The sequence below is a fragment of the Qipengyuania sp. SM2512 genome, assembly GCF_054954005.1.
In genome coordinates, this window is the sequence record NZ_CM143134.1 from 493,519 (window position 1) to 505,545 (window position 12,027).

Genomic DNA, 12,027 nt, shown 5'->3' on the forward strand with positions numbered 1-12,027 from the left:
AACCGATATTCACCATACTCGCCCCGCCGATCGGTCGATGCCGAAAGGCGCGACATCCTTGCCAAATCGAGCAACAAGGGCCACCTGCCCGCCAGTCATGACACCCCAAACCCCCAAACCGACCGTGATCATCATCGGCCGCCCGAACGTCGGCAAGTCGACGCTGTTCAACCGTCTGGTCGGCAAGAAGCTGGCGCTGGTCGACGACCAGCCCGGCGTCACGCGCGACCGGCGAATGGGGGACGCCTCGCTGGCGGGGCTCGATTTCACCATCGTCGACACCGCGGGCTGGGAAGACGACGATCCCGCCAGCCTGCCCGGGCGGATGCGCAAGCAGACCGAAGTCAGCCTCGAGGGCGCCGATGCCGCGCTGCTGGTGGTCGATGCGCGCGCCGGCCTGACCCCGCTCGACGAGGAAATCAGCCGCTGGCTGCGCGAGCAGCACCTGCCCGTCGTGCTGGTGGCGAACAAGGCCGAGGGCCGCGCCGGCGAGGCGGGCGTGCTCGAATGCTACAATCTCGGCTTCGGCGAGCCGGTGGGTCTGTCCGCCGAACACGGCGACGGCATCGCCGATCTGTTCGCCGCGCTGTGGCCGATCATCGGCGACAAGGCCGATGCGGCTTCCGAGCGGATCGAATATGTCGACGAGGACGACGAGGTCACGCTCGGCCCGCTCAAGCTCGCCATCGTCGGCCGTCCCAATGCCGGCAAGTCGACGCTGATCAATCGCCTGCTTGGGCAAGATCGCCTGCTGACCGGGCCCGAGGCCGGGATCACCCGCGATTCGATCGCGATCGACTATCAATGGACCGATCCCAGGACCGGCGAGCAGCGCGACATCCACCTGGTCGACACCGCGGGCATGCGCAAGCGCGCCAAGGTGCAGGACAAGCTGGAGAAAATGTCGGTCGCCGACGCCCACCGCGCGATCGATTTCGCCGAGGTGGTGGTGCTACTGCTCGACGCCACTCAGGGGCTCGAACACCAGGATCTCAAGATCGCCGACCGGGTGCTCCAGGAAGGCCGCGCCCTGATGGTCGCGATCAACAAATGGGACATCGCCGAGGACGCCAGCGGGCTGTTCAACGGCGTGCGCGCCGCGCTCGACGACGGGCTGGCGCAGGTGCGCGGCGTGCCGCTGCTCGCGGTCAGCGCCAAGACCGGCAAGGGCCTCGACACCATGCTCGGTGCAGCTTTCGACATCCGCGCCAGCTGGTCGAAGCGCGTCCCCACCGCCGCGCTCAACCGCTGGTTCGACGACGCGCTCGAAACCAACCCTCCTCCCGCCCCCAAGGGTCGGCGCATCAAGCTGCGCTACATCACCCAGGTCGGCACCCGCCCGCCGCGTTTCGTCATTTTCGGCACCAGGCTCGATGCGCTGCCGACCAGCTACGAACGCTATCTAGTCAACGGCATCCGCGCCAAGCTGGGCTTCGACGCGGTGCCGGTGCGCCTCACGCTCAAGAGCCCCAAGAACCCCTTCGCCAAAGACTAGCCCATGACGCTCGATCTTCTCATCGTCGGCGGAAGTTTCGCCTTCGATCTGCTGGAACGCACCGCGAGCACGCCGCGGGTCCAGCAGATCGTGCAGCTCTCGATGGCTCCGGCCTTCCTGCTGAGCGGGATCGGCGCGATCATGAACGTGATGATGAGCCGGCTGATCTGGGTCGCGCAGCGGATCGAGCGAATCACCCGGCGGATCGACGATGGCGAAGCGGGCAATGACGCGGGCGAACTTGCCTGGCTGGGCAAGCGCCGCCGGCAGTCGCAATGGGCGCTGGTGTTCAGCACTGCATCGGCGGTGACCATCAGCGTGGTGATCGCCCTGCTGTTCGTCAGCGCCTATATCGAATCGCAGATCGGCACGGTGATCGCGCTGGCCTGGGTGGTGACCATGAGCCTGCTGGTGACCGGCCTGTTGTTCTTCCTGTTTGAGACCCGCCTCGCCGCCAAAGGCCCGCCCCGCGTCGCTCGCGACGAAACGTAAGCCGCGCCCTAGCGCCGGAGCGGAAACTTTCGCCCGTAGGTCAGGCACCGCCACAGCCATTCCAGCGGCCCGTAGCGAAACCGGTCGAGCCAGGGCTTGGACCAGGCGAGGATCAGCACCCAGGTCGCCAGTACGACCAGATAGAGCTGAGGACGATTGAGCTCACCGAACAGGCCCCCGGCCCAGCCGTGAAAGACGAACAGCATGACAACCGAGGTGCCGATGTAATTGGTGAAGGCGGCGCGTCCGGCTGCCGAAACGCGCTCGGCCAGCGCCCCGCTTGCGCTTGCACCCCATAGGGAAAGCAAGGCCGCCAATCCCAGAACCATCGGCAGGCTGGCAAACCGGGCCAATCCTATGAATGCCAGGCTCGTGCCGAAATAGGTCAGCCCCTCGCCGACGGCCCACCACGCAATCGCCGCCGACAGCACCGCACCGAACAGCAGCGATATCCAGCCCCACAACCGGACCTTGCGCGCCGCCATTCGGCCATCGAACAGTCCCATCCGGTAAAGTGCCATGCCGATCAGGATCAACGGCAGCGTCTCGAACACGAGCATCAGCAGGAAGGTCAGCGGATCGGACCCGTGCTCGGCGAAATTATGCGCGACGAAGCCCGCGTAATCGCCCGAGGAGATGAGGGCTGTCTCGATCTCGCCGTCCGCGATGCCTTCGGTCTTCACCGCGCGCATCTCGACCTGCGAGGCTGCGATCTCCTCATTGGCGGGTTCCATCCGGTCGAAGGCGTACATTCCCACGAACAGCGAGGTGAATGCGATCGCACCGACAAAATAGCCGATCAGGCCCGCGACGAGCTGGCCGCGCGGTGTCATCCCGACGAACAGCAGCGCCGCGAACCCGCACAGCGCGTAGCCGGTGAGGATATCTCCCTTCCAGATGAAGAAGAAATGGATCAGCCCGAACAGGAGCAGGAACGCCAGCCGCCGGGCCTGCAATCCCAGCCCGCTGCCGCGTTCCCACGCCTTCTCGAGGAAGAGGTAGAGCCCGGCTCCGAACAGGAGCGTGAAGAGGCCGCGCATCTTACCGTCGATCAGCACGAACTGGAGCGCCCACATCCAGCCGTTAGGATCGCCCGAGGGCACGAGAAAAGCGTCCGGCCACATATAGGCCACCATCGGCTGGCCGAAGACAATGATGTTCGCCGCAAGGATGCCCATGACCGCCAGCCCGCGAATGAAATCGAGGCTGGCGATACGCTTGCCGCTTTCGGCGACCGGCCCGGGTTGGTCCGGGGCGGCGTTGAACTTTGCGCCGGGCTGGTCCGGATCGGCGGCATCGGTCATGGTGGTCCCCCTCGTGCAGCCCTTTTAGCAAAGGCAGCGCGAGGGGGAAGGCGTTACCGCGAGCCTATTGCGTGACCAGGCAATCCTGACCGCCGGATTTGAGCGTGTTGCAAGCCTGCTGGGCCGAGGCACGGCTGGCGAAGCCCGTGGCCATGACCTTGGTCAAGCGACCCTCGGGCTCCTCGACGAGCCGAGCCCCGGACAGCGCGCTGCGGCTGCGCATGCGTTCGATCAGGCGATCGGCATTGCCCGGTTGCCCGAAGGCGCCAAGCTGTATCTTCCAGGGGCCGTTCATCGCGGTCCCCGCCGAAGCCGTAGCGGGAACGGCGGCGGTCCGAACTTGTGCTGGAGCCGCAGCAGGGGCCTGATCCGCGGTGGCGCGAAGGGCGGCGGGTGCCGAGGCGGGCTGGGTCTGCGGAAGCGTGTAGTCGGCCCCCGCCCGATCGACCGCAACGGTGGTAACCGGCGCGGCGGTCGGCGCGGGCAGCACCATGGGCGGCTGCGGCCGGTCCGGAACCGGTTCGGGAGCCATCGCGGTCTGCACCGGTCCGCGTTCGAGATCGACGGTTGCAAGCTGTTGTGCGCGGTTGGCGTTCGCCCGGGCGTCGAGTTGCTGCGCGAGCACTTGCGCCTGCTCGCGCTGGTCGAGCGGGATGTATTCGTCCATCTGCGTCAGCGCGGCGCGCGCCTGCGGCAGGCCGGTCCCGTTGGCCAGCGTCAGCAAAGCATAGGCGCGGACCCAGTCCTTCTCGACCAGATCGCCGTTGAAATGGGCCACCCCGACCAGATATTGCGCGCGCGGATCGCCGCGATCGGCAGCATCGGTCACATACGGCATTGCTTCCTCGCGGCGGCCGTCCTGGAACAGCAGCAGACCGTAATTGTCGGCAGCCTTCACATGGCCCTGCGCCGCGGCGGCGGCATAGAGCGCCTCGGCCTGACGCGGATCGGCCTCGACCCCGCGCCCCAGCCGGTAAGCCTGCGCCATATTGAACTGCGCATCGGGATCGCCCTGCGCCGCCGGGCCCGACCATTCGCGCACTGCGGTGGCATAATCGCCGGCCGCCCAGGCGTCGACGCCCTGCTTCACGTCTGCCAGCGCCGGGGCGGCGCTCGTCATCAGCAGACCGGCCAGTGTCAGGGCGCCCGCAGTCAGGCCGGTTCGTCTCACTATCGGGTTGCGCATCGCCGTCTCCATGGATTTCATGCTTTCGCCTACGTTTACCCCACTGAACATATAGTAAAACCCGCGTTAGCAAAATCTTGGCTGTCTTTTGCGCTGCCGGGCGGCGCGTTTTACCCGCACCCGTTAACCCAAAATTGAGGGTAGTCTGCGATTTCCCTGTCGAGACCTCGCGTTTTGCGAGCGAATTCGACGACGATCTAGGGCATAATTCAAGGGGACCGGGCCGTGCGAATACTGGCGTTGGCATCGCAAAAAGGCGGATCGGGGAAGACAACCCTGTCCGGTCATATGGCCGTTCAGGCTCAGCGGGCGGGTGCCGGCCCGGTCGTTCTCATCGACATCGATCCTCAGGGCTCGCTCGCCGACTGGTGGAACGAGCGCGAGGCGGAGTACCCCGCCTTCGCCCAGACCACCGTGGCCCGGCTCGCCAGCGATCTCAACGTGCTTCGCCAGCAGGGCTTCAAGCTCGCGGTGATCGACACGCCCCCCGCCATCACCATGGCGATCCAGTCGGTCATCGCGGTGGCCGAACTGATCGTCGTCCCCACCCGGCCAAGCCCGCACGATCTGCGCGCCGTGGGCGCCACGGTCGACCTGTGCGAACGCGCCGGCAAGCCGCTTGTGTTCGTGGTCAATGGCGCGACGCCCAAGGCCAAGATCACCTCCGAAGCCGCGGTCGCGCTGTCGCAGCACGGCACCGTCGCCCCGATTACCCTGCACCACCGCACCGATTTCGCCGCCTCGATGATCGACGGCCGCACGGTGATGGAAGTGGACGAAAACAGCCGCAGCGCTGCCGAAGTGACCGCGCTGTGGAAATACGTTTCCGATCGGCTGGAGAAGAACTTCCGCCGGACGATCTTCGCAGCGCCCAACCACCAGGCCCAGATGGCCGGTGCCCATCGACCCGCGGGCGGCTTCGGTCGCCGCGTGGCCCAGTAACCGTAAAAAGGCTGCAGGATTACGCCATGAGCGACACCGGCTTCGCCTCTCTGTCCTCCACGCTGCTGGCCCGCAAGGGCGGCGCGCGCCCTGCCATGCGTCCGCAGAACGGTGCACCGGGTATGGTCGATGGCAAGGAAGCCGCTGCCAACCTGGAAGATCTGGGCTGGAACGACATGGGCGAGGAGCCGATCGTCAAGGCACCGGCATCGGGAGGCGAGGTTGTCTCGCTATCCCCTGCCACCAGAGACGACACCCCAGTTCGCCAAGCCGAGGCGGAAGTCCTGGTTCAGCGCAAGGCGCAAAGCCCGGTCCGCGACACTATCGAACGCATCGCCCAGAAGCTGGAAACGCCGCTCTCGCGCTCCGCTCTCGAACCCCGTGCCAGCAAGCCCGCCACCGTCGGCGGCAAACGCGCCGCCTTCACGCTGCGGCTCGACCAAGATCGCCATCTCAAGCTTCGCCTCGCCTGCACCGTAAGGGGTCGCAGCGCCCAGCAACTCGTGACCGAGGCGCTCGATGCGCTGCTGTCCGAGATGCCCGACATCGACCTACTCGCCGCGCAGGTGAAGCGCGATTGACCTTTGCCGCAAATCCGAACCCTCAGGAGGGGTAGAATGAGCAAGACGATGACAGCGAAGAGCAACCGGAAGCTGGGCCTTGCCCTGACCACGGCGCTCGCCACGGTCGCGCTGACCGGTTGCACCGCCAATGTCGCCCCGCCCGCGCAGGCCTCCACCGCCAAGGCGCAGGAAGCGCTCGCCAAGGGCAAGGGCGACAAGGCTGTCACCCACGCCGAGGCCGCCGTGCTGGCGACCCCGCGCGATGCTGCCGCACGCGCGCTGCTGGGCACTGCCTATATCGAGGCGGGCCGGTTCGACTCCGCCGCCACCACTCTGGCCGAAGCGGCCACGCTGGGGGACAGCTCTTCGGGTACGCTCACGCGGCTTGCGCTGGCACAGATCGCAGCGGGTCAGCAGGCCCGGGCACTCGCCACGCTCGACCGCTACAAGGATCGCCTCGATCCCGCCGACTACGGTCTCGCGATCGCCCTCGCTGGTCGCCCGCAGGAAGCCGTGCACGTGCTTGGCAATCTGCTGCGCAACGGAACCAACACCATGAAGGTGCGCCAGAACCTCGCCTACAGCCTCGCGCTTCAGGGCGACTGGCGCAGCGCGCGGATCATGGCCGCCGAGGACGTGCCCGCCGACAAGCTGGGCGACACGATGAGCAAATGGGCGGTTCTTTCCGCGCCGGAAATGTACCAGCGACGGATCGCCGACCTGCTCAGCGTCAAGATGGTCCGCGATCCGGGCCAGCCGACCATGCTCGCGCTGCGCAATTTCGACAGCGTCGACCAGCTTGCCGCCGAAACCATGGCGCCCGACGACCGCGCCGATTCCGCAGCGGGCGGCGATTTCGCCAGCAGCTTCGGCAATGGCGAGCTTCCCCCGGTGACGCAGGCGGATCGCCCGGCTCCGGCTCTTGCCTTGCTTCCCTCCGCGCCGAGAGCAGTGCAGGCCAGCGCTCCGGCGCAGACCGATACGGCGGCTTCCCCCGGCGCGCGCTACCTCAGCCGCGAAGTGGTCCAGGCCGTTCCCGCGAGGACCCGCTCCGTCACCCCTGCGCCCCGCTCGGCTGCCTCGCCGCAGGCTCCTGCCGCCCGGCCCGCGCTGGCGATGGCTTCGGGCGACTACCGGGTGCAGCTCGGTTCCTATTTCTCGATGTCCGATGCCCAGGCCGCGTGGAAGGTCTTCCTGAAGCGCCACCCCGAGCTCGACGGCGCGAAGCAGGTCATCACCAAGGCCAACGTCAAGGGCAAGATCTACTACCGCGTCGCGGCCGGTGGTTTCGCCAAGAGCTCGGCGCAGGGCCTGTGCCGGTCGGTCAAGCGCGGCGGAGCGGGGTGCATCGCCTATGCCGCAAGCAATCCGCTGCCCGGCATGATCGACAACAACGTCCGCGTCGCAGCGCGCTGACCCCGAATTTCTAGCTCGGCGAAACCCCTCCCCATCGCGGGAGAGCCTTTCGTCGCGGCTAGCCGCCGATCCGCATCCCGCCCTTGAACAGCGCGGTGACCCGGCCCTGCGTGGGCTGGCGATCGAAGGGCGTGTTCCCCGCGGTCGCCGCCATCTTCGCACTGTCGATCACCCATGGCTTCTCGGGATCGATCAGCGCGATATCGGCCTCGTGGCCCGCGACCAGCGCCCCCGCCCCGACACCGAGCAGCCGCGCAGGTGTCGCCGCGACCAGCGCGAAGGCGCGCGCCATGTCGATCGTGCCGTCGCGCACCAGCGTCAGCACCATCGCCAGCAGCGTTTCGGCTCCGGCCATACCCGGCGCGGCATCGGCAAAGGGCAGCCGCTTCTGCTCGGGCCCGCGCGGATCGTGGCCGCTGGCGACGACGTCGATCGTGCCGTCGCCGATTGCCTCGATCACCGCCTGCCGGTCGTCCTCGACCCGCAGTGGGGGCGACAATCGCATGAAGCTGCGAAAATCGGCGGTCGCCAGATCCGAAAGCATGAAATGCGCCGGGGTCACCCCGGCGGTCACGGGCAGGCCGCGGTCCTTGGCGGCGCGGATCAGCGCAAGCCCGGCGCGGGTGGTCACCTGGCGGAAATGAACCCGCGCGCCGGCCATTTCTGCGAGCGCGAGATCGCGCGCCAGCGCCAGCGCCTCGGCCTCGGCGGGCGCGCTCGGCAGGCCGAGCCGCGTCGCGATCTCGCCCGCGGTGGCGACCGCATCGCCCGCCAGCGCGCCATCCTCGGCATGCACGACGACAGTGAGATCGAGCATGGCGGCGTAGCGCAGCAAGCGCAGCATCACGCCCGTATCGCCGATCCAGCGCCGTCCGGTGGCGATCCCGCGCGCACCCGCCTCGCGCATCAAACCGATCTCGGCGAGCTGGGTGCCCTCGAGCCCGCGAGTCGCGGCGGCCAGCGGGTGGACCCAGAAATCGGGTTTGCCGCTCTTGGCGATATAGGCCACCCGGCTGGGCAGATCGAGCGGCGGCGACTGGTCGGGCATCAGCGCCGCGCGGGTGATCCCGCCGAAATGGAACGCCGGCTTGTCGATCGCGAAGACCCCGTAATCGACCAGCCCAGGCGCCACCAGCTGGCCCCTCGCCTGGATAACCTCGTCGCCGTCCTGCGGTGCGATATCGCCCAGTGCGTCGATTTGGCCATCGACCAGCCGCACGGCGCCCTCGCGCACGCCATCGGCGAGCACGAGCCGTCCCCCGGTGATCGTCAGTGGTGCCGTCTGCTTCATACCGCCCAGCCCTCGACGCCGCGCGCGCTGCGGGTCAGCACGTCGAGACAGGTCATGCGGATCGCGACGCCCATCTCCACCTGCCGGGTGATGAGCGAGCGCTCGCCCATATCGGCGACATCGCTGTCGATCTCGACCCCGCGGTTCATCGGTCCGGGGTGCATCACCAGCGCCTCGGGTGCGGCGGCGTCGAGCCGGGCGCGGGTCAGGCCGTAAAGGTGGCGGTATTCGCGTTCGGAGGGGATGAACTGCCCGCTCATGCGCTCGTTCTGCAGCCGCAGCATCATCACCACATCGGCGCCCGCCAGCGCGGCGTCGAAATCGTGGAACACCTCTGCGCCGATCGCCTCGACGCCGAGCGGCATCAGCGGCGGCGGCGCGCAGAGACGGACGGTGGCCCCCAGCGCCTGCAGGCAAAGCAGGTTCGAGCGCGCGACCCGGCTGTGCATGATGTCGCCGCAGATCACCACGGTGAGGCCGGTGAAATCCTCGCTCGGCTCGCCCCGGTCGCTGAGCGCCTCGCGCAGCGCCAGCGCGTCGAGCAGCGCCTGCGTGGGGTGTTCGTGCTGGCCGTCGCCGGCGTTGAGCACGGGGCAATCGACCTTGCTGGCGATAAGCTGCGTCGCCCCGCTCGATCCGTGGCGGATCACGATCGCATCGGCGTTCATCGCGTTCAGCGTGATCGCGGTGTCGATCAGCGTCTCGCCCTTCTTCACCGAAGACTGGGCGGCGTGCATATTGACCACATCCGCGCCCAGGCGTTTGCCCGCGATCTCGAACGACAGCAGCGTCCGGGTGGAATTCTCGAAGAAGGCGTTGATGATCGTCAGCCCCGCCAGCGCATCGTGATGCTTGTTCGAGCGGCGGTTGAGTTCGACCCATTGTTCCGCCTCGTCGAGCAGATACAAGATCTCGTGCCGCTCGAGCTGACCGATCCCGGTCAGGTCGCGATGCGGAAAAGCTTGCCGGCCCGCGGGATAGCGGCCGGAGGCGGGGCGGAGCGGCGACGATGTCATTAAAGCCAAGCTCCTAGTCGAGCTCCATCACCCGCTCAAGCACAATTGCATGGTGTTTCGCCGATGAATGCCTAGGTAGAGCCCCTGATTATCCTGAAGGATCGACTATGAAATTCGCGGGCCGGGTCTGGCGCTTGCTGGTGGGATTGAAGGATGGGCTGGTGCTCGTCTTCATGCTGCTGTTCTTCACGCTGCTGTTCGCGGTGCTGACGGCGCGGCCAAGCCCGGCGGAAGTGCGCGAAGGTGCACTGGTGCTCGAACTCAACGGCCTGATCGTGGAAGAGCGTTCCGAGATCGACCCATTCGCCGCACTCCTTTCGCAGACCGTGCCGGTCGGCGAATTCGAGGCCCGCGAACTCGTCCGTGCGATCGATGCGGCCGCCGGCGACGACCGGATCGAGGCGGTTGTGCTCGATCTCGACAGCTTTCTGGGCGGCGGGCAGGTCCATCTGCAGGCGGTGGGCGAAGCGCTCGACCGCGTGCGCGCGGCGGACAAGCCGGTGCTTGCCTTCGCTTCCGCCTATGCCGACGACGGGGTGATGTTGGCGAGCCACGCGAGTGAAATCTGGCTCGACCCGCTGGGCGGCGCCATCGTCACCGGCCCCGGCGGCGGACAGCTCTATTACGGCGAATTGCTCGACCGGCTGAAGGTCAATGCCCGCGTCTACCGGGTCGGTACCTACAAGAGCGCGGTCGAACCGTATCTACGCGACTCCATGTCCGAGCCGGCGCGCGAAAACTATGCCGCGCTCTATGGCGCGCTGTGGGAGGAATGGCAGGCGCATGTGAAGAAGGCGCGCCCGCAGGCTGATATCGCGCGGGTTACGAGCGATCCGGTCGGCTGGATCGAGGCCGCGGGCGGCGATCTCGCCCGGGCGGCGCTTTCGGCCGGACTCGTTGACAAGCTTGGCAGCCGACAGGAGTTCGACGCCAGGCTGGTGGAGCTGGTCGGCGAGGACGAGTGGAGCACCGAACTCAACGCCTATCCGCAAACCGGGCTCGAGCCTTGGCTGCAGGACAACCAGATTGCCGAGACCGGCTCGGCGATCGGCGTGGTGACCATCGCAGGCGAAATCGTGGACGGCGATGCGGGGCCAGGAATCGCCGGCGGGACCCGCATTGCGGAACTGCTCGACGAAGCGCTGGAGGCCGATCTGGCCGCGCTGGTCGTGCGGGTCGATTCGCCCGGCGGGTCGGTGATGGCGAGCGAGGAAATCCGCCGCGCCATCCTGCGCCACAAGGCGCGCGACATACCCATTGCCGTGTCGATGGCGAATGTCGCCGCGAGCGGCGGCTACTGGGTCGCAACCCCCGCCGACCGAATCTTCGCCGAGCCCGAGACCATCACCGGCTCGATCGGCATATTTGCCGTGATCCCGACGTTCGAGGGACTGGCAGACGAAATCGGCGTCAGTGTCGACGGTGTGCGCACCACCCCGCTCTCGGGCCAGCCCGATTTGGTGGGCGGCTTTACGCCCGAGGTGGATGCCATTCTGCAGGCCTCCGTGGCCGATGGCTATGCGGATTTCATCGCGCAGGTTTCCGCGGCGCGCAACCTCTCGGCGCAGGAAGTCGATCGGATCGGCCAGGGCCGGGTCTGGGATGGCGGTGCGGCGCGGCAGATCGGCCTGGTCGATCAATATGGCGGCCTCGATACCGCCTTGGCCTGGGCCGCGGCGCAGGCGGATCTCGAGGAGGGCGAGTGGTATGTCGACTATCTGGGCCGCGAGCCGGGGACTTACGATACGCTGTTGCGTCAGTTGCTGGTCGACGACAGCAAGGTTGCGCGCGCCGATATCGCCACGCTCTTTGCACGCCAGCAGGAAGCGCTGGGTGGCCGCCTCGTCGGCGATCTCGAACGGTTGCTGACCACGCGGGGCGCGCAGGCCTATTGCCTCGAATGTCCACCGTCACTGCGGCATGGTGCCTCGGAGGGCCGTGAACTGTCGGGCTGGCTGGCGAAACTGGCAGCGCTGTTCGCGCGCTGAGCCGTTTCGCAATCGCTTGCCAAGCGCGCGCCGCCCAAGTAAAGGCGCGCCCCTGCCCGACCGGCCGCCGACTGGCGCCGCGAGGCCCGGGCGGGCGCGTAGCTCAGTGGTAGAGCACACCCTTCACACGGGTGGGGTCGCAGGTTCAATCCCTGCCGCGCCCACCACCCCTTCTAAGCGCTAAAGGGGGTGGTGCCGGGTTCCATGAAACGAACATGGAAAGAAAGGGGCGGAAACCTTGCTGGCGTCGACTTCCAAAGGTAGCTCAATAGCCAGCCAGGCTCGACCGTCTCCACCAGTAGCGATCGTTGAGTTCTTTACCTATTGCCTCGAG

At 67.3% G+C, this 12,027-nt stretch carries 10 protein-coding genes and 1 tRNA gene; 7 read left to right on the top strand and 4 right to left on the bottom strand.

Going from position 1 to position 12,027, the window contains the following annotated elements:
• Nucleotides 1-97: 97 nt before the first annotated feature.
• Both der and ACQ5J0_RS02540 read left to right on the top strand, forming a co-directional pair.
• Nucleotides 98-1,495, top strand: coding sequence for a ribosome biogenesis GTPase Der (der, locus tag ACQ5J0_RS02535; protein WP_462568955.1), 1,398 nt, complete (start codon nucleotides 98-100; stop codon nucleotides 1,493-1,495).
• Nucleotides 1,496-1,498: 3 nt separating this feature from the next.
• Complete coding sequence (locus ACQ5J0_RS02540) at nucleotides 1,499-1,987, top strand: DUF2721 domain-containing protein (RefSeq protein ID WP_462568956.1); 489 nt, start codon at nucleotides 1,499-1,501, stop codon at nucleotides 1,985-1,987.
• Nucleotides 1,988-1,995: 8 nt separating this feature from the next.
• On the opposite strand, the gene ACQ5J0_RS02545 is transcribed toward ACQ5J0_RS02540, so the two are convergent.
• Nucleotides 1,996-3,291: a DUF418 domain-containing protein gene (locus ACQ5J0_RS02545; protein WP_462568957.1), complete on the bottom strand. Its 1,296-nt coding sequence runs from the start codon at nucleotides 3,289-3,291 to the stop codon at nucleotides 1,996-1,998.
• A 64-nt stretch (nucleotides 3,292-3,355) separates the two neighbouring features.
• Nucleotides 3,356-4,462: an SPOR domain-containing protein gene (locus ACQ5J0_RS02550; protein WP_462568958.1), complete on the bottom strand. Its 1,107-nt coding sequence runs from the start codon at nucleotides 4,460-4,462 to the stop codon at nucleotides 3,356-3,358.
• Between the two features lie 240 nt (nucleotides 4,463-4,702).
• On the opposite strand from ACQ5J0_RS02550, the gene ACQ5J0_RS02555 reads away from it, so the two are divergent.
• Genes ACQ5J0_RS02555 through ACQ5J0_RS02565 form a run of 3 tightly spaced genes read left to right on the top strand, consistent with a single transcriptional unit; the run spans nucleotide 4,703 to nucleotide 7,398 of the window.
• Nucleotides 4,703-5,419, top strand: a complete 717-nt coding sequence (locus tag ACQ5J0_RS02555; protein ID WP_067612417.1) for a ParA family protein — start codon at nucleotides 4,703-4,705, stop codon at nucleotides 5,417-5,419.
• A 26-nt stretch (nucleotides 5,420-5,445) separates the two neighbouring features.
• A complete protein-coding gene (locus ACQ5J0_RS02560) occupies nucleotides 5,446-6,000 on the top strand; it encodes a hypothetical protein (protein ID WP_462568959.1) in 555 nt (184 codons plus the stop codon).
• A 36-nt stretch (nucleotides 6,001-6,036) separates the two neighbouring features.
• Nucleotides 6,037-7,398: an SPOR domain-containing protein gene (locus tag ACQ5J0_RS02565; protein WP_462568960.1), complete on the top strand. Its 1,362-nt coding sequence runs from the start codon at nucleotides 6,037-6,039 to the stop codon at nucleotides 7,396-7,398.
• A gap of 58 nt (nucleotides 7,399-7,456) precedes the next feature.
• On the opposite strand, the gene ACQ5J0_RS02570 is transcribed toward ACQ5J0_RS02565, so the two are convergent.
• Nucleotides 7,457-8,689 carry a dihydroorotase gene (locus ACQ5J0_RS02570; RefSeq protein WP_462568961.1) on the bottom strand — a complete coding sequence of 411 codons (1,233 nt, stop codon included), beginning with the start codon at nucleotides 8,687-8,689 and terminating at the stop codon, nucleotides 7,457-7,459.
• Nucleotides 8,686-9,705, bottom strand: coding sequence for an aspartate carbamoyltransferase catalytic subunit (locus ACQ5J0_RS02575; protein ID WP_462568962.1), 1,020 nt, complete (start codon nucleotides 9,703-9,705; stop codon nucleotides 8,686-8,688). Before ACQ5J0_RS02575 ends, ACQ5J0_RS02570 begins: the two co-directional genes overlap by 4 nt.
• A gap of 107 nt (nucleotides 9,706-9,812) precedes the next feature.
• Here ACQ5J0_RS02575 and sppA point away from each other — a divergent pair, with 107 nt between their 5' ends.
• Entirely contained in the window at nucleotides 9,813-11,693 is a 1,881-nt protein-coding gene (gene sppA / locus ACQ5J0_RS02580) for a signal peptide peptidase SppA (RefSeq protein WP_462568963.1), read from the top strand.
• Nucleotides 11,694-11,785: 92 nt separating this feature from the next.
• Nucleotides 11,786-11,860, top strand: a tRNA-Val gene (locus ACQ5J0_RS02585).
• The last annotated feature ends 167 nt before the right edge of the window (nucleotides 11,861-12,027 follow it).

Coding starts and splice junctions, on each gene's coding strand:
- der (WP_462568955.1), top strand. CDS start 98: ATGACACCCCAAACCCCCAAACCGACCGTGATCATCATCGGCCGCCCG.
- ACQ5J0_RS02540 (WP_462568956.1), top strand. CDS start 1,499: ATGACGCTCGATCTTCTCATCGTCGGCGGAAGTTTCGCCTTCGATCTG.
- ACQ5J0_RS02545 (WP_462568957.1), bottom strand. CDS start 3,291: ATGACCGATGCCGCCGATCCGGACCAGCCCGGCGCAAAGTTCAACGCC.
- ACQ5J0_RS02560 (WP_462568959.1), top strand. CDS start 5,446: ATGAGCGACACCGGCTTCGCCTCTCTGTCCTCCACGCTGCTGGCCCGC.
- ACQ5J0_RS02565 (WP_462568960.1), top strand. CDS start 6,037: ATGAGCAAGACGATGACAGCGAAGAGCAACCGGAAGCTGGGCCTTGCC.
- ACQ5J0_RS02570 (WP_462568961.1), bottom strand. CDS start 8,689: ATGAAGCAGACGGCACCACTGACGATCACCGGGGGACGGCTCGTGCTC.
- ACQ5J0_RS02575 (WP_462568962.1), bottom strand. CDS start 9,705: ATGACATCGTCGCCGCTCCGCCCCGCCTCCGGCCGCTATCCCGCGGGC.
- sppA (WP_462568963.1), top strand. CDS start 9,813: ATGAAATTCGCGGGCCGGGTCTGGCGCTTGCTGGTGGGATTGAAGGAT.